This is a genomic window from Acidimicrobiales bacterium (assembly GCA_040219515.1).
Classification (GTDB): Bacteria; Actinomycetota; Acidimicrobiia; order Acidimicrobiales; family Aldehydirespiratoraceae; genus JAJRXC01.
The window spans coordinates 1-16,437 of record JAVJSI010000005.1 but is presented as its reverse complement, the minus strand read 5'-3'; the positions used below and the strand labels follow the sequence as shown (position 1 = coordinate 16,437).

The following is a 16,437-nucleotide window of genomic DNA, read 5'->3' as shown; positions in this document are numbered from 1 at the left end:
AGAATGGCCCGATGTCCGACATGTCGCCGGGTGCGCACGCCGTCAACGACCCCCGCTGGCCCACGACCATCACGGTCGCGTGCGCGAACTTCTCCACGCCGCCCCGCGACAAGGCCGCGAGCGTCGACAAGCTGATCGCGGTCACCCGCGATGCGGTCGCGCTCGGTGCCGATCTGGTGGTGTTCCCGGAACTCGCCATCAACACGTGGGGCCATTGCGCCGAGTGCGCCGATGCCCACGCCCCCTGCGGCTGGCACCTCACCGAGGCCGAGGGCGCCGATGGTCCGTCGTGCGAGCGGATCGCCGCGGTGGCGGCCGAACTCGGCGTTCACGTGATCTACGGCTTCGAGGAAGCGGGCGACTCGCCGGGGATCATCCACAACAGCGCCAACCTGATCGGTCCCGAGGGGCGCATCGGCACCTACCGGAAGCTCCACCTGGGGATCCCGCTGGAGACCGACCGCTTCACCCCCGGCGCCGAGCTACCGGTGTTCGACACCGCGCTCGGACCGATCGGCATCTCGATCTGCTACGACTTCTACAACAACCCCGAGCTGTCGCGGCTGTTGTGCTTCAAGGGCGCCCGCCTGCTGGTCAACCCCACCGGACGGTCCGACCTGCCACATGCTCGCGAGAACCTGACCCACGCCACGCTGGTGCGGGCCCAGGAGAATCTCGTCTTCGCTGCCTCGAGCAATCGGGTCGGCAACACCCACGGCGGATCCACCTGGGCCGGCGGCAGTGTCATCGGTGGCCCCGACTTCCCCGGCTTCGGGAAGGCGCTGGCCACGGCCGGCGCCGAGGAGGAGCTGATCGTGGCGGACATCGACTTCGAGCAGGCCGCCCGTTGGCACGACTGGCTGCCGTGGACGCAGTGGCGACGCGAGCAGCAACGCCCGGTCACCGAACTCGTGCAACGCGAGTTCGCCGCCCTCCTCGACGGAGGCGGGTGACCGGCCGGTCGGTCGGGTCGACTCTTCGCCGATCACCCCAGCTCGTTCTCGGTCTGCTGATCTTCGGGGCCGGACTCGGGCTCATGGTGCAGGGCACCAACGGGCAGGGGCCATGGACGGTCTTCCACGAGGGCTTGGCCGACCACACCCCGCTCACGATCGGCACGGCCACGATCGTCACCGGCGTCGTCGTCCTCGGTGCCACGATCGCCATGCGCGTGCCGATCGGGCTCGGAACCATCCTCAATGTCGCCCTCATCGGACCGGCCACGGACACCACGATCTGGCTGGTCGACACCCCGGACTCGGCGGTTGCCCGTGCGCTGCTCACGCTGTCGGGTCCGATCCTCACCGCCCTCGGCTCGGGCCTGTACCTCGGCGTCCACCTCGGACCCGGGCCTCGCGACGGTCTGATGACCGGACTCAACGAGCGGGGGCTCAGCATCCGCACCGCCCGATTCGGGATCGAAGCCGCCGCGTTCACCGCCGGCGTGGTCCTCGGCGGCACGTTCGGCTGGGGAACGCTCTGGTGGTTGCTGACCATCGGCCCCGCCGTGCAGTGGATGCTTCCCCACTTCGATCGAGGGCTCCGGGACCCACGGTCGGCCAACTGACGCCCGGAGGGTGTCGCGCTAGGTTCGCGCCGGGTTCACATCGAGCCGAGGGGGCTGTCCATGGAAGTACCGCTGACCATCGCCGATCATCTGCGCCGGGCGGCGCTCGTCTACGGCGATCGCATCGGGATCATCGACGAGCCCGATCAACCGGCGCCGTCGCTCGGTGAGATCACCTACCGGCGTTTCGCCGATCTCTCGGCCGGGCTCGCCGCCGGACTCGACGGTCTCGGTATCCCTCTGGGGGCTCGGGTGGCGATCGTCTCCCAGAACGCAGCCCGAGTGCTCGTCCACCTGTTCGGCACCAGCGCGTTCGGCCGGGTCGCCGTGCCGATCAATTTTCGCCTCAGCCGCGACGAGGTCGACTACATCGTGCGCCACTGCGGCGCCGAAGTGCTCATCATCGACCCCGAGCTCGAGGCGACGCTCGGCGACATCGACGTGCCCCATCGGTTCGTCGTGGGCGAGGAGTCCGACTCGCTCTACCGGATCGGCACCGAGCCCCGGCCGTGGGCTCCATCGGAGTCGGCAACGGCCACCATCAACTACACGAGCGGCACCACCGCCCGCCCCAAGGGCGTCGAGATGACGCACCGCAACCTGTGGATCAACGCCGCCACCTTCGGTTGGCACACGGGGGTGAGCGATCGCGACGTCTATCTCCACACCCTGCCGATGTTCCACTGCAACGGCTGGGGCATGCCCTACGCGATGACCGGCATGGGCGCCCAGCACATCGTCCTGCGCAAGGTCGACGGCGCCGAGATCCTCCGGCGCGTCGAGGCGCACGACGTGACGATCATGTGCGGGGCACCCGCCGTGGTCGCGGCCGTGCTCGATGCCGCTGCCGCCTGGGAAGGGCCGATCCCCGGTCGAGGCCGGGTCCGCATCATCGTGGCCGGCGCACCGCCGCCCACCCGCACGATCGAGCGGGTCGAGACGGAGCTCGGCTGGGAGTTCATCCAGATCTACGGTCTCACCGAGACCGCTCCCCTGCTCACCATCAATCGATCCCGGGCCGAGTGGGACGAGCTGAGCGCGGCCGAACGCGCGGTCAAGCTCTCACGTCAGGGCAACCCGGCGATCGGCATCACCCTGTCCACCGACGACGAGGGCGAGGTCCTCGCGCGCGGCAACGTGATCCTCAAGAGCTATTGGGACAATCCCGAGGCCAGCACCGCGGCGCTGGCCGACGACTGGTTCCACACCGGTGACGGCGGGTTCATCGACGACGAGCACTATGTCAACCTCCTCGATCGCAAGAAGGACGTGATCATCTCCGGCGGCGAGAACGTCTCCTCGATCGAGGTGGAGGACTGTGTGTTCTCCCACGAGGCCATCGCCGAGGTGGCGGTGATCGGCGTGCCCCACGAGAAATGGGGAGAGACGGTGAAGGCACTGGTCGTGCGGACGCCCGGCTCCGAGGTGAGCGAGCAGGAGGTCATCGACCACTGCCGGGCCAGGATCGCCCACTACAAGTGTCCGACCACGGTGGAGTTCCGCGACGAACTCCCCCGCACGGCCACCGGCAAGCTCCAGAAGTTCAAGCTCCGGGCGCCCTACTGGGAGAACGAGGACCGCGCCATCAACTGAGCGGGGTCAGGCGGGTGGCGGCCCGGGAACGACCCAGCCGACACCCTCGACGAAGCGGGCGTTGTTCGGCGGCTGGCGGGGATCCTGCGGGTCCATCACCCAACCGTGACCCTCGACCCACGACGGTGCGCGCCATTTCTCGTCCTCGTCCGAGCCCCGCTCGGCGGCGACCGGGTCGGCGTCGCCCGTCCATGCGGGCAGACCGACGTCGCCGGCCGATGCCGGCGGCACGGCGGGTCCTGCGGAGCCTGGTGGCCGGGCCCGGGTGGGCAGCGTCGGGCGGTGCGCGGCCGTGGGGTCGACCGCGGAAGGCGGCGGGGCCGCCGGGCGCGGGGCTGGTCGGGGTTGGGGTTGGGGTGGTGCCAGTGGCGGCGCGTCGGGCGACGCCGGGATCGCCGTCGTTGCGTCGGCGGCCGGTGGCGGCGCGGCGGCCGGGGGCGCCGGCGCCGGGGGTCGCGGCCTGGGGGCAGGCGCGGGCGCAGAGGCCCTGCGTGGCGGCGGGGCCGATGCGGGGCGAGCGGCCACGGCCGGCGTCGGCTCCCGGCGTGGCTCACGGGTCCGCCGGCGGCCGCCGGCAGGCCAGAACATCGATGCCAGCAGCAGCACCGCCCCGATGCCGCCGAGCACGATCGAGGGCACCAGCGCGGCCCGCAGTACCGCGGTGAGCAGGGCCGCCAGCACCTCGGCCTGGTCGGGCGCGAACCGGCGCAGCAGGTAGGGCAGACCGAGGCCGACGACGAGATAGAACGCGGAGGTGCCGATCGCCCACCGGGCGGCCTTGCCGAGGACCGCCGACCGGTCGCTCGTGGTCAGGAAGGCCAACAGGACCATCACCAGCGAGACCCCGGCGAGCACCGGCACCGCTCGCTCGAGGAAGGTCTTCACCGGTGAGGCGTTGGGGATGTTCTCGGTGGGCAGCTTCACCTCGAACGTCGGGGGGATCTCGGCCGCCACCGTCGGGGCGAAGATGCCGATGCGTTCCCGGGCCGATTCGAGGGCGGGGCCGAGGTCGATCGTGCTCGGTGCGTCATCGAGGCCGAGGAAGGCGCGATGGGTGGTGGCCAGCGACTCGATGATCAGGTCACGCACAACAGGATCGGTGAGGATGATCTCGACGCCGGCATCCACCTGTTCGTCCGTGAGCGGCACGGAGGGGGGCATGGCCGCCTCGAGCGTCCGGCCGATGTTCACGCCGATCTGCTCGACCACGGCCTCGTTGTCGAGCAGTTCCTCGGCGATCGTCGGCGTCCGACTCTCGTCGAAGACCGTGCGCAGGGAGAGGAACCCCCACCACGCGAACGAACCGATGAGGAGGGCGGGGCCGAGAATCAGGCCGGCGATGACGCGACGAAACACCGGGCCATGTTCGCACGTCTGACCACGCCCCTCGGGGCACGACCGAACGATGCGATGTTCAGCCGGGCTCAGTCACGTTGCGGCGAGAGGCAGGGCTCGCCGCCGCAGACGTCGATGACGGTGCCGGTTCGCAGGAACGCGTCGATCTGCTCGACGGCCACGACGTGTCGGCGAGGATCCTCGTGAGGGTCGGTGCCCTCGCGTGGCGGCACGTTCTCTGTCGGCGACACGGGCTGGCCGCTGTCCCACATCACGGTCGCCGACCCCTCGAACGGGTAGTCCTCGATCCGGGGGATTCCCCAGAAGGGCTCGACGTCGCTGGAGCGACCATCGCCCACTGCAGGCCACACCACCGAGGCCCCCATGGACCGGGCCATCACGTCCATGGCGACGTTGGCCACCTGATGATCACCGAGCGCACCGTGGAGCAGACCGACCTTTTGCTCGAGTCCCTCGAGCGGCTCGCCGTAGTGGTTGACGTAACCGTTGCCCTCACCGCGATCCCACAACATCTGGATGGCGAGCAGCAGGAACGCCTGATCGAGCTTGTCGGGATAGGCCGGATCGAGCAGCGCCTGGTAGGTGTCGAAATCGATACTGCGATTCAGCAGCGTGGAGTAGTTCACGCCGGGCACGCCGAACACACCGCGGTCCCAGTCGTTGGCGACGGCGGTCGACACCGGACCCATGATGCCGCCCTGGCTGATGCCGTAGTAGGCGAGCTGTGCGGTGTCGAGGAGCGCGTTGCCGTCGGCATCGTGGAACGCCTCGTGGGCGACGAAACCGTCGGCGTGACGCATCAGACGGCCCAGGAACAGCGTGTTGAGGTGACCCTGGAGGAGCCGGTCGGGGAGGGTGGGGAACGTCGACAGCTCGCCGAGCGCGGCGACCGCGTTGGGCACGTCCTCCGCGGCCATGCCGATGAGGTCGGTGCCGCAGACGACGTGGTTGAAGTTCTCGGCCAACAACCGTGGTCCGGCCGAGGTGACCTGGCTGCGGGTGCCGAGCAGGCCATGGCCGTAGATCACGCCGCCGCCGGGCTCGGCCGCAGTGGACGTGTCGGTGACCATGCACCGATAGACCGACGAGATCGTGCCGTTGACCTCCGGCAGGTCGGGATCACCCGAGAGGTTCAGGCCGTTGCCGGTCGACCCGTCGTCGGTGAGATAGAGCGGCACCTCGTAGGTGCCCTCGATGACCGTGTGGGTGTCGTCGTCGTTGCGCGTGACCGCATCGACGGTGAACGCAGGGGCCGTGTCAGCGAGAATGCCGAACGCATCGTCACGCATGTGCACCAGCGGGCCGGTGAGGCTCTCGGTGGAGATCACCGTGAACTCCCAGGCGATCGTCAGGTCCTCGCGGGTCACGCCGGCCGCGGCCAGATCGGCGAAGACCCGTTCCATGGCCGGGCGGCGGGCCTCGACCTCGGCGACATCGGTCTCCAACCGGTCGCGGTAGGCCCGGAACGTGTCGGTCGGCTCGATCGGCGCACCGGATTCGTCGACCAGATTGCGTAGTCCGATGACGATCCGGTGACCTTCCGTGTAGTTCTCGGCCGGCCGCACGAAAAGCCCCTGGCGTTGCGGGTCGGTGGCATTGGCGTCGAGCTCGGCCCAGTGCGGCCAGCGATCGCCGGTCGTGGCGTCGACCACGATGCTGCCCGAGTCGTCGGCCAGCGACCGGGCGATGTCGGTGATGGGCGCGAGGCGCGAACCGGTCGGGTCGACCCCGGGAACGAGGACCAGTCCGGCACTGCCCGGCGAGAAACCGTCGGCCCGGTTCTGTCGGACGGGGTCGACGAGCACGCCATCGCTGTTCTCGGGCATCAGCGCGGCGGGGAGCGCCACCCGGCGACCGGTGACTGACGTCGGATCGTCGACGGTGAGCGCATCGCTCGGGAATGGGAGGAGACACTCGTTGCCCACGAGCTCACAGCCCGGGTCCTGGTCGAGGCTGAGGTCGAGGGAACCGGCGAACTCGAAGGCGGCGCTCTCGCCATCCGCCGAGGTCTCGGCATTGCCATCCGTCGGGGACTCGACATCGCCGTCGGTCGAATCGGCGACCGTGCTCGTGGACTCGGGCGCATCCGTACCGTCGTCACCGTCACTGCCGCACGATGTCGCCATCAGGCTCGCGGCCACCACGCTCACCAGGAGGAATCGCATTCGTCGTCTCATGGCCGACGAGCTTCGCACGAACCGCCGGGCCGGGCGACCCGAACGCCGTCTGAACGACCGGTTCAGAAGGGCGCAAGCCTCCACACGACCCAACCCACACCCAACGCGACCACCCATGAGGCGGCGAGCAGCCCGAGCAGCAGGAGCCCGTCGCCCTCGCCGTCGCGGGTCTCTTCGCGTTCCTGGCTTTCTGTCAGCGGCCTTTCGATCCTCAACATTGCCGAGCCTCCGATGACCGATCCACCAACCGGGACCGGTAACGCAAGTTTGCACAGTTCGGTGAGACACCTGTGTCACGCCACGCAAAGTGGCCGGAAGTGACCGGCGGGTAGCCATGGGTCGGCCGCTAGTGCAAGGTTCGGGCAAGGTCGGCGAGGCTCAGGAGGTCGACGCCCATCGCCGCGAACAACGCGTCGTAGGCCCTCGGCAGTGACCCGAACGGGACCGCTCCGGCCTCGGCCGCCACCACCTCCGCCGACGACAGGCCGGCCGCGGCCGCGAACTCCTCGGGCCCGCAGAGACGACTCATGCGAGCGGCGAGCGCGAGAGCAGCCGCCACCGGATGGTCGAGCCCGGCCGTGTGGGCGCGCCCGGCCAGTCGCTCGACCATCGCCGTTGCATCGCATCGGCGTCGACGGATCTCCTCGGCCGCGGCAACGGATGCCGCGACGGTCGACGAGGGTGTGGCCGCGAGTTCGGTCAACATGTCACCCATCCTGACGACGGGGTGTGACATTCACCGGGCCCCGGGTCGACTCCGGGGTCGATCGAGTCGTCGGACCCGGCCGGCGCCACCGCCGAACCACGATCGCCCCGGAACCACCTGCACGAAATCGCCTGCCGCGGCCGACAACGAGTAGCGCCCCTCCCAGGCCGCCACGAGGCCGTCGTCGAAATGCGATTCGTCGACCGGCGCCAGCTCGACGTCGAGTAGGTCGAGCGTGTCGTGCCCGACCTCACCGAAATCGGCGTAGTCCTCGGCGATGGCGTGGACCAGGGCCTTCTGGATCGACGCCTCGATGTCGACCACGAGCAGCTCGGGTTGATCCCAACTCTCGTAGGCACCGATCGTGTAGGTCCACGGCGAGGGCCCCTCGACATGGACGGTGGTGAATCCGTGGACCCGGATCACCAGGTCGGTGTGACGCTCGATTTCTTCCCAGCTGTAGCCGTCGCAACGCATGCACATGCGTGGCCTCCCTCTTGCCTCTTGCACTGTGGAGGCCGGCGGATGCCACCGGCGAGCAGAACCACAGTCTGCTCGCCGCCTGTGACAGTCAGCCGCGATTGGCGAGCGCCAGCACCTCTCGCGCGGTGGCCTGCTCGTCGGAGGTACCGAACGTGACCGCGTTGAACTGGGTCGCGCCGGCGTCGAAGAAGGACTGGATCCGCTCGACCACCTCGTCCGCCGATCCCACGATGGCGATGCCGGCGGGCCCGTCGACACCCTCGCGATCCATCATCGCCCGATACGACGGCAACCCGCCGTACATCTCGAACTGCGCGGCGGCGCGTTCGAGCGCCGGTGCCGGATCGGTCGTGACGCACACGGGCACCGAGGCGACGACCTGTGGCGCCGGACGACCCGCCGCCGCCGCAGCGTCGTGCAGCGTCGGCACGACATGGTCGCGGATGGTCTTGGGCCCGGTCATCCAGGTCGACGTACCGTCGGCCCTCGAGCCGCACAGCCGCAGCATCGCCGGGCCGAGCGCGGCGATCAGGACGGGCGTCGGCGGTGAGTCGAACGACAGGCCGCCCCGGAAGGTCGAGGTGTCGCCGGCCGCCGTTACCGGCTCGTCGGCCAGCAACGGGAGGAGCACGTCGAGGTACTCGCGCATGTGCCGCACGGGCTTCTCGTAGGACATCCCGAACATCCCCTCGATCACGATCTGGTGTGACAGGCCGATCCCGAGGGTGAACCGACCGTCGCTGATGCGGCTGAGCGTCTTCGCCTGCGCGGCCAGCATCGCGGGGTGGCGCGGATAGGTCGGGATCACCGCGGTGGCGAACTTCAACGTCGGGACCTCCCTCGCCACGACGGCGAGCGCCGTGATCGCATCGACGCCGAAGATCTGGGGCACCGACATGGTCTCGAAGCCCTCCTCGGCGATCTGGCGGGCCTGGCGCACCAGGTCGTCGATGTCGTCCGTCTGGGTGAAGATGCCGATCTGCATGGGTCGACCCTACGACGACGAGCGGGGTCACCCGCATCCCACGCGACCCGCGGGATCATGCAGGCATGCAGATCCGAGCGCTCGACTGTGCCGCGGCGGCGACCGCCGTCCCCGTCGACGCCGACACGCCCCGTCCCCCGGCCACCCGATGGCGATGGGTCGACATCGAGGTCGACGCCACGGATCCCACCGAGACCGCGGCCCTCGTGTCGTTCACCTCGCCGTTCGGTCTCGACTCCCTGGCGGTGCGCGATGCCATCGGCGATCACGACCTGCCCAAACTCGACGACTTCGGCGATTCCCTCCTCGTCGTGCTCCACGGACTGGCCGAGGACCGCATCGCCACCTACGAACTCGACTGCTTCCTGGTCGCCCAGACGCTCATCACGGTGCGCCGCGAACGGTCGCCGGCCGTCGAGGCGCTGTGGGAGGGCGTGCAACGCCGGGTCGAGCTCACCAGCGGCGACGCCGACGAACTCCTCGCCCGTCTCGCCGACGTGCTCACTCGGCGACTCATCCCCGTGCTCGACGTGTTCGACGATCACAACGAAACCCTCGTCGAGCTCGCGTTGGCGGCCGACGGCTCCCTGATCCGCGAGGTCACCACCGTTCGCAAGGACCTCGCCGCCCTTCGCCGAGCGATCCACCCACAACGCGAGATCCTCGACGAACTCCGCGTCTCCACTTCGTCACTGCTGAGCCACGGCGGCCGGCGTCGATTCTCCGACGTGTTCGACGTCGCCACCCGGGTCACCTCGGGGATCGACGCGGCCCGCACTGCGCTCACCGAGACACTCGACGCCTACCGGGGAGCCGAGGCCAAGCAGGCCACGGAGGTCAGCAAGGTGCTCACGATCTATGCGGCGATCCTGCTGCCGCTGAGCCTGATCGTCGGCTACTTCGGCATGAACTTCGAGAACCTCCCGGGCACCGGGACCGACGACGGCTGGCTCGTCGTCACCATCGCCATGGCCGTGCTCACCGCGCTCTCGCTCGGCATGTTCGTCGCCCTGGGCTGGATCCGTCGGCCGTCGGGGCGCGACGCCAGCGCCCTGGTGGGCCGAGGCCTGATCGAGGGCGCCCGGGCACCGATCGAGCTCGTGAGCGCCGCGTTCGAGATCTCGATCACCCCGCTGCGCACCGTCACCGGCGTCCGCCGTCGTGGCCACACGACATCGGCGACGGACCCCCGGTCCGGGGACGAGCCTGCCGACGACGATTCCGCCTGACCCGGCCGGACCAGACCCGCTCAGACCCGGCCGGCGGCCTCGGCTGCGGCTTCGGCTCGGGCGATCTGCGCATCGACGATGTCGAGTCCCGAGGACCAGAACGTCGGGTCGGTCAGATCGCAGCCGACGATTGATGCGAGTTCCTCGGGCCAGCACGACCCGCCCGCTCCGAGCAGCTCGAGATAGCTGGGCACGAACGCCGCGCCCTGCTCCTCGTATTGGGCATAGACCGACAGGGCCAGCAGTTGCCCGTAGGCGTAGGCGTAGACGTAGCCCGGCGTGCCGATGAAGTGCGGAATGTAGGACCACCAGCTGCGATAGCCCTCGGTCACCTCCACGGTGTCACCGAACAACTCGCCCTGCGTGCGAGCCCAGTGCTCGGCGAAATCGTCGGTGGACAGCTCGCCCTTCGACCGGCGGTGGGTGTGGACCGCGTCCTCGAATCGATTCATCGCCACCTGACGGAACACCGTGGCGATGTTGCCCTCGACCTGTTGGGCGAGCAGCGCGAAGCGGTCGCCGGGGTCGTCCGTCCGGCCGAGCAGGCGCTCGAACGTCACCGTCTCGCCGAACACCGACGCCGTCTCGGCCAGGGTGAGCGGGGTCGACTGGTGGAAGATGCCCTGCGGACGCGACAGATACCCGTGGAGGGCATGACCCAACTCGTGGGCCAGCGTCAGCACGTCGCCGGGGGTGGCCGTGTAGTTCAGGAAGACGTAGGGATGGTGATCGGGCACCGTGTAGGCGCAGAAGGCACCGCCCCGCTTGTTCTCCCTCACCGGCGCGTCGATCCAGCCCTCGTCGTAGAAGCGGTCGACGATCTCCGCCAGTTCGGGGCTGAAGCTCGCGTAGGCGTCGCGCACCGTGGCGGTGGCGTCGTCCCACGACACCTCGACGTTGGTCTCGGCCACCGACGAGCCGCGGTCGTAGTCGGCGAGCCGATCGACCCCGAGAACCCGGGCCTTCAACGCATACCAGCGCTGCGGCAGGTCGTAGCGGCCGACCACGGCCTCGATCAGTGCGTCGACGGAGGCATCGCTGGCCTCGTTGCCCTGGTTCCACGCCGAGATCCACGTGGGGTACTGCCGGAGGCGGTCATCGGTGCTCTTGTCCGCCAGGAGCGTGTTGAACACGAACGCCCGGTTGCGCAGGCCCGGCTCGAGCCCGACCGTGACGGCCTCGGCCGCGGCCCGGCGCACCTCGCGGTCGGGATGCATCAGTCGCGAGAGTCCGGCGTCGAGCGGCATCTCGGTGCCGTCGATCTCGACCCGGATGGCAGACGTGAGTTCGGTGAACAGCCGCACCCAGGCCGAACGGCCGGTGGGCGCCTTGTGGGCCAACAGCTTCTCCTCGGCCTCGCTCAGCACGTGGGGCCGACGCAGGCGGGCGGTCTCGAGATGGTGACGATGCCCGGCCAGCTCCGGTGCATCCATCATCGCCGCGGCCCGGTCGTCGTCGAGCGCCACCCATTCGAGGTCGAACCACACGAGCTCGGCACCGAGCTGTGCGGTGCGCTCCTGGATCTCGGCCATGAACGCACCATTGGCCGGGTCGGCCACGTCGGTCGAGAAGCGAAGGGACGCATAGTTCGCGGCCCGGTGGGCGGCGTCGAGCAGCTCGGCCTGGGTGGCGAGCCAGCGTGCGATCGTGGGCGCATCGGCGGTGGCGAGCCCGCCCTTGGCCTCGGCGGTGAGGGCGGCCGCCAGCTCGTCGGCCCGGTCGAGGAGTGCGAGCGCACCCTCGGGGCCGGTCGTGCCGCTCGTCGCCACGAGGGTCTCGATGTTCCAGGCGACGCCCTCGGCGCCCGTCGCGGCTTCGTTGGTCTCGGTGGCAGTCATCGCTTCGGAGTGTAGGTGCTGCCTACTCGGTGCCGACTTCGTTGCGATCGGCGAGTACGAGCAGGTACACGAGCGGGGGCACCACCAGCACCGCAGCGAGACCGAACGCGATCACGAGACCCCACAACGTCGCCGACTCGGTGACCATGTCGTCGATGCGCATCTCGTCGACGAGCACCCACGGGTACTGGGCGACCCCCCACCCGACCACGATGCTGCCGACCGCCACCACCGCCGCCGCCCGCGCCGCCCGCAGCCGGTGCGCGCGCAGCAGGGCCAAGGTGGTCAGGCCGCCGACCGCCGACACGGCCACGACCGGGGCGCCGCGGGAGATGAGACGGTCGAAGAGCGTCTCGGCGTCGATCGCCAGGGGAACCACGCCCATCAGCGCCACTGCGCCGGTGACGAGCCCGACCCCGATCGAACGGCGACGGAACGACTCGGCGAGGTCGTCGGCGCCGAGTCCCTCGGCGTCGGCAGCGAGGAACACACCGGCCAGGAACGTGCACGTCAGCATGGCGAGCACGCCGCCGAGAATGGAGGTGGGGTTGAGCCACGACGTCCACAGGTCGCCGGTGCCCGCGGCCGGCACCCGGCCGGAGGCGACACCGCCGGCGATGGCACCCAGGAAGAACGGAGTGATCAGCGAGGAGCCGGCGAACATCGCGCCGGCCACCCGGGCCCAGCGCAACGAGGCGGAGAACTTGCGGAACGCGAAGCCTGCGCCTCGCAGGACGATGCCGAGACCGGCCAGCCAGAACGGGATGGCGAGCGTGCGCATCAGCTGGGCGAACGCGTCGGGGAAACCGGTCCAGAGGAAGACGAGCACGAAGATGAGCCACACGTGGTTCGCTTCCCACACCGGGCCGATCGCGTGATCGATGAGACGTCGGGCCCGGCCGCCCTTGTCGGCCCCGCCCGCAGCGAGGTCCCACACCCCGCTGCCGAAGTCGGCGCCGGCGAAGACGGCGTAGAGCACCACCGCCAGGAACATGATCGCGGCGACGACGTCGACGAGGCTCACGACTCGGTGCTCCCGCCGTCGGTGCCCCCGGGGTCGGCGATACCGGTCTCGGGCGCGGGCCCGTAGGGCGTGGCCAGGTCCTTCTCCCCGGCCGCCCAACGCCGCGACATCGAGGCGATGGTGGCCAGTGCGCCGACCGTCATTCCCGCGTAGACGACCACTAGGACCGCCAGGGTCACCCAGATGTATCCCGCGTCCGTGACCGCGTCCTCGGTGCGCATCACCCGGTGGACGATCCAGGGCTGGCGACCGACCTCGGTGGTGATCCACCCCGTCTCCAGGGCGATGATCGCCGCCGGCCCCGCCACCACGATCGCCCGGAGGAACCATCGGTTGGCGAACATCTCGGCCCAGGCCCCCTCCCTCCCGCGCCGTCTTGCCCGCATCAGGCGCCAGCCACCCCACAGCGCGAGCCCGACGAGCGCGGTGCCGATCCCGATCATGATCGTGTAGGCGAGGTGGACGATGCCGACCGGGGGCTGCTCGTCCTCGGGCACCGCGTCGAGACCGATCACCTCGGCGTCGAAGTCGTTCTGGGCGAGGAAGCTCAGCAGGCCCGGGATGGGGATCTCGATCGCGCCCCGGAGTTCTCCGTCGATCACGAGACCCCCGAGCTTCAACGGGACCGACGATTCGGTCTCGTCGAGCGCCTCTATCGCTGCGAGCTTGATCGGTTGGTCGTCGGCGATCCGCTGACCGGCGAAATGACCGACCACCGGCTGGAGCGGCGTGACGAACGCGGCGAACGCGAACGGCACCGCCGCGCCGAGACGGTGCAGTCGGTCCGTGTGGCCCTGCAGCATCCGGAACGCATAGACCGCACTGAGGGTGAATCCCACGACCATCACCGCGGCCAGGTACATGTGGGCGGACTGGTACCAGACATGGTCGTTGAAGATCGCGGCCACCGGATCGATGTCGACGACGGCACCGGTCTCGTCGACGCGAAACCCCGTCGGCGCGTTCATCCAGGCATTGACCGACACGACCATGAAGGAGCCGATCACGCCGGCCGCCATGATCGGCAGCAACATCAGCGAGTGGATCCGACCGGGAAGGCGTCCCCAGCCGTAGACGTAGATTCCCAGGAAGATCGCCTCGGTGAAGAACGCGATGCCCTCGAGTGCGAAGGCGAGCCCGACGACGTCGCCGAACTGCTCCATCAACCCCGGCCAGAGCAGTCCGAGTTCGAACGACAGGATCGTGCCGCTCACCGCGCCGATGGCGAACAGGACGGCGCCCACCTTCGACCAGCGTTTCGCGATCTCGAGGGCGTCGGCGTCACCGCGCAGACCGCGTCGGTGCAACACGAAGATCATCGCCGGCAGCACCATGCCGAAGCAGGCGATGATGATGTGCCAACCGAGCGACAGGGCCATCTGGTTGCGCGCCGGGGTCAGCGCGTCGGAGGCACCCAGCAACGCGGCGACGGTCATGGACTCCATGGTCGCTCATCTCGGCGGGCGGCGTCTCGACGGGCGGTCATCGGTTCCCTCCCCCTTGGCCATTAGCGTTTCCTCTCATGCCGACGTGGAGCCGCGACCATCTCTGAGCGCGTCCCGACGCCGGGCGTTCGCGCCGCGCGCCCCGAGCTGCGCACGATCGTGCGCAACGTCACGGCTCACCACACGATGCTCGTGGCCAGCGGCGTGGCCTTCAGCTGTGTGTTCGGCCTGATCCCTGCGATGGTCGCGGTCGTCGCCGTCTACGGGCTCGTGGCCTCACCGTCCGACGTCGAGTCCCACGTGCGGCCGCTGGTCGACGTCCTTCCCGAAGAGGCCGGCCAACTGCTCATCGAACAGCTCCAGAACGTCACCCAGGTCGACGGCAGGGAGATCACGCTCGGCCTCGTCATCGCCCTCATCGGCGTCGCCTGGGCCATCTCCAACGCCATCAACGCCATGGTGATGGCCGTCCGCATCGCCCACGAGATGCCGAGCCCGCACAACTGGATCCAGGGTCGGATCTTCGCGCTCCGCCTGAGTGTGGTCGCCGTCATCACGGTGGCGGCGATGATCTGGCTCATCGTCGTGCTCCCGCCGGTGATGGACGACGCCAACATCGGCGGGGTCTACCGCTGGGTCGTCTCGATCGGCCGTTGGCCGCTCACGCTCGTCGTGTCGATGACCGCCCTCTCGCTGTTCTACCGCTCCGTCGTCGGGCATCGCACCGGCCGGTTCCACTTCATCTCGTGGGGCGCCATCATCGCCACGGTCATCTGGGTGGCGAGCACGTTCGGCCTCAGCGTCGTCTACGGCTACGTCGGCCGGATCGAGTCGACGTTCGGGTCCCTCGGCGCCGTGGCCGCCCTGATGGCGTGGCTCTACCTCTCGGCCCTCGCCGCCCTGATCGGGGCAGAGGTCGACGGCGCTCGCTTCGAGCGCAAGCCCGGGCGCGCACCGCGGGACGCCTTCGAAGTCGGGGACGACACCGGGGCAACGGATTTCTGAACAAATCTCGCGACTTCGAGCCGCCTGGGTCGTTGTACCCATACACGGCAAGATCCGCCGACCTTCGACCCTCACCGAACGATCCCCACATGTCCGAACGCCGCAACACCAGCCTCCCCACCAGCGTCATGAGCAGCGAGCGCCGCCAGGCCGAACGAGCGGCGTCGATCACCGACCCGCAGTACCCCGCGACGGGCACCACCCGGATCGCCGCGCTGCTCGCCGCCGCTCGCGAGCGCGAGCACGAAGCTCGTCGTGCTCAGGCGTTGGCGACGGCTCGACGTCAACCACCGGTGGCCGGCTGAGCGCCGTCGTTCGCTCAGCTCGACGGATTTTCCACCGATAGGACTGGCAGGTGCCCATCCGGCACCGGAGCTGCCATGTCCTTCTACCCGTACCCATCCGATCTCGAGCGGCAGGACGCACGCGGTCGTGCCGATCGGAACGATCGCCTCGTGCCCCGCTTCACCGCCGGGATACGACTCCGGGTGCATCTTCGTCTGGGCGCCACCCCGATTCTTCCGGGCGGTACCCCCAACCCCCGGAATCGGCCGGTCCCCGCCGATGTCGTCAACGTCTCGATCACCGGCATCAGCCTCGCAGTGACGGGCACGCTGCGGGTCCACTGCGGCGCCACCGTCACCATCGGCGACGGCGACTCCACCGCGGCCTGTCGGGTCGCGTACACCGCGCGGTCGGCCGAAGCGGGCAGCCAGATTCTCGGACTCGAGTTCGTCTCGCAGACCGACGCGTTCCGACTGGACGTCGGTCGGATCATCGCCGCGCTGCGTCAGGACCGAGGCCAGGTCATCGCCGCCTGGCACCGCCCCAACTGATCACCGGCCCGGTCGAGCGAGGGCAGGCGATCGCTCACCGCCCGACCGACGACCTAGACATCCCACGGGTCGTAGGTGTCAAGCGGCGAGTTCGTGGCGGTGTGCCCAGGCGGTGTGTTCGTCGTAGTGGGTTTGGTGTTTGAGGCAGCCGTGGAGGATGCCGACGAGACGGTTGGCGAGGGCGCGTAGGGCG

General features: G+C 69.5%; 16 protein-coding genes. 7 read left to right on the top strand and 9 right to left on the bottom strand.

Annotated features, from left to right (window positions below; genetic code table 11):
- The first annotated feature begins 11 nt into the window (after positions 1–11).
- Genes RIB98_02595 through RIB98_02585 form a run of 3 tightly spaced genes read left to right on the top strand, consistent with a single transcriptional unit; the run spans position 12 to position 3,160 of the window.
- Positions 12–953 carry a carbon-nitrogen hydrolase family protein gene (locus RIB98_02595; protein MEQ8839841.1) on the top strand — a complete coding sequence of 314 codons (942 nt, stop codon included), beginning with the start codon at positions 12–14 and terminating at the stop codon, positions 951–953.
- Positions 950–1,567, top strand: coding sequence for a hypothetical protein (locus RIB98_02590; protein MEQ8839840.1), 618 nt, complete (start codon positions 950–952; stop codon positions 1,565–1,567). The genes RIB98_02595 and RIB98_02590 overlap by 4 nt, the downstream gene beginning before the upstream one ends.
- Before the next feature lie 60 nt (positions 1,568–1,627).
- Positions 1,628–3,160, top strand: a complete 1,533-nt coding sequence (locus RIB98_02585; protein MEQ8839839.1) for an AMP-binding protein — start codon at positions 1,628–1,630, stop codon at positions 3,158–3,160.
- A 6-nt stretch (positions 3,161–3,166) separates the two neighbouring features.
- On the opposite strand, the gene RIB98_02580 is transcribed toward RIB98_02585, so the two are convergent.
- From RIB98_02580 to RIB98_02555, 6 genes are all read right to left on the bottom strand, one after another.
- The gene (locus RIB98_02580) at positions 3,167–4,516 is read right to left on the bottom strand and encodes a hypothetical protein (GenBank protein MEQ8839838.1); all 1,350 of its coding nucleotides are present in this window, start codon (positions 4,514–4,516) and stop codon (positions 3,167–3,169) included.
- 68 nt (positions 4,517–4,584) lie between these two features.
- Complete coding sequence (locus RIB98_02575) at positions 4,585–6,693, bottom strand: hypothetical protein (protein MEQ8839837.1); 2,109 nt, start codon at positions 6,691–6,693, stop codon at positions 4,585–4,587.
- Positions 6,694–6,755: 62 nt separating this feature from the next.
- Positions 6,756–6,911 (bottom strand): hypothetical protein, encoded by a 156-nt coding sequence (locus tag RIB98_02570; GenBank protein ID MEQ8839836.1) that lies wholly within the window; start codon positions 6,909–6,911, stop codon positions 6,756–6,758.
- A gap of 128 nt (positions 6,912–7,039) precedes the next feature.
- Complete coding sequence (locus tag RIB98_02565; GenBank protein ID MEQ8839835.1) at positions 7,040–7,399, bottom strand: hypothetical protein; 360 nt, start codon at positions 7,397–7,399, stop codon at positions 7,040–7,042.
- Positions 7,400–7,429: 30 nt separating this feature from the next.
- Entirely contained in the window at positions 7,430–7,882 is a 453-nt protein-coding gene (locus RIB98_02560) for a DUF4262 domain-containing protein (protein ID MEQ8839834.1), read from the bottom strand.
- Between the two features lie 88 nt (positions 7,883–7,970).
- On the bottom strand, positions 7,971–8,867 hold the full coding sequence (locus tag RIB98_02555; protein MEQ8839833.1) for a TIGR03564 family F420-dependent LLM class oxidoreductase: 897 nt from the start codon (positions 8,865–8,867) through the stop codon (positions 7,971–7,973).
- A 65-nt stretch (positions 8,868–8,932) separates the two neighbouring features.
- Between RIB98_02555 and RIB98_02550 the strand changes: the two genes are divergently transcribed.
- Entirely contained in the window at positions 8,933–10,096 is a 1,164-nt protein-coding gene (locus tag RIB98_02550) for a magnesium transporter CorA family protein (GenBank protein ID MEQ8839832.1), read from the top strand.
- Between the two features lie 20 nt (positions 10,097–10,116).
- Here the strand turns inward: RIB98_02550 and RIB98_02545 are convergent, their stop codons facing one another.
- From RIB98_02545 to RIB98_02535, 3 genes are read right to left on the bottom strand one after another with little or no spacing between them, the layout of a single operon-like run.
- Positions 10,117–11,934 (bottom strand): M3 family oligoendopeptidase, encoded by a 1,818-nt coding sequence (locus RIB98_02545; GenBank protein ID MEQ8839831.1) that lies wholly within the window; start codon positions 11,932–11,934, stop codon positions 10,117–10,119.
- 22 nt (positions 11,935–11,956) lie between these two features.
- Positions 11,957–12,958: a cytochrome d ubiquinol oxidase subunit II gene (locus RIB98_02540; protein MEQ8839830.1), complete on the bottom strand. Its 1,002-nt coding sequence runs from the start codon at positions 12,956–12,958 to the stop codon at positions 11,957–11,959.
- Positions 12,955–14,394: a cytochrome ubiquinol oxidase subunit I gene (locus RIB98_02535; protein MEQ8839829.1), complete on the bottom strand. Its 1,440-nt coding sequence runs from the start codon at positions 14,392–14,394 to the stop codon at positions 12,955–12,957. Before RIB98_02535 ends, RIB98_02540 begins: the two co-directional genes overlap by 4 nt.
- 168 nt (positions 14,395–14,562) lie before the next feature.
- On the opposite strand from RIB98_02535, the gene RIB98_02530 reads away from it, so the two are divergent.
- The 3 genes from RIB98_02530 (at position 14,563) to RIB98_02520 (ending at position 16,244) form a co-directional block, all read left to right on the top strand.
- A complete protein-coding gene (locus RIB98_02530; protein MEQ8839828.1) occupies positions 14,563–15,408 on the top strand; it encodes a YihY/virulence factor BrkB family protein in 846 nt (281 codons plus the stop codon).
- A gap of 89 nt (positions 15,409–15,497) precedes the next feature.
- Positions 15,498–15,713, top strand: coding sequence for a hypothetical protein (locus RIB98_02525; GenBank protein MEQ8839827.1), 216 nt, complete (start codon positions 15,498–15,500; stop codon positions 15,711–15,713).
- Between the two features lie 150 nt (positions 15,714–15,863).
- The gene (locus tag RIB98_02520; protein ID MEQ8839826.1) at positions 15,864–16,244 is read left to right on the top strand and encodes a hypothetical protein; all 381 of its coding nucleotides are present in this window, start codon (positions 15,864–15,866) and stop codon (positions 16,242–16,244) included.
- Positions 16,245–16,437: the final 193 nt, after the last annotated feature.

Excerpts from the sequence above, each read along its gene's own strand:
- RIB98_02560 (MEQ8839834.1), bottom strand. The coding sequence starts at position 7,882 with ATGTGCATGCGTTGCGACGGCTACAGCTGGGAAGAAATCGAGCGTCAC.
- RIB98_02535 (MEQ8839829.1), bottom strand. The coding sequence starts at position 14,394 with ATGACCGTCGCCGCGTTGCTGGGTGCCTCCGACGCGCTGACCCCGGCG.
- RIB98_02585 (MEQ8839839.1), top strand. The coding sequence starts at position 1,628 with ATGGAAGTACCGCTGACCATCGCCGATCATCTGCGCCGGGCGGCGCTC.
- RIB98_02550 (MEQ8839832.1), top strand. The coding sequence starts at position 8,933 with ATGCAGATCCGAGCGCTCGACTGTGCCGCGGCGGCGACCGCCGTCCCC.
- RIB98_02545 (MEQ8839831.1), bottom strand. The coding sequence starts at position 11,934 with ATGACTGCCACCGAGACCAACGAAGCCGCGACGGGCGCCGAGGGCGTC.
- RIB98_02555 (MEQ8839833.1), bottom strand. The coding sequence starts at position 8,867 with ATGCAGATCGGCATCTTCACCCAGACGGACGACATCGACGACCTGGTG.
- RIB98_02575 (MEQ8839837.1), bottom strand. The coding sequence starts at position 6,693 with ATGAGACGACGAATGCGATTCCTCCTGGTGAGCGTGGTGGCCGCGAGC.
- RIB98_02525 (MEQ8839827.1), top strand. The coding sequence starts at position 15,498 with ATGTCCGAACGCCGCAACACCAGCCTCCCCACCAGCGTCATGAGCAGC.
- RIB98_02565 (MEQ8839835.1), bottom strand. The coding sequence starts at position 7,399 with ATGTTGACCGAACTCGCGGCCACACCCTCGTCGACCGTCGCGGCATCC.
- RIB98_02570 (MEQ8839836.1), bottom strand. The coding sequence starts at position 6,911 with ATGTTGAGGATCGAAAGGCCGCTGACAGAAAGCCAGGAACGCGAAGAG.
- RIB98_02595 (MEQ8839841.1), top strand. The coding sequence starts at position 12 with ATGTCCGACATGTCGCCGGGTGCGCACGCCGTCAACGACCCCCGCTGG.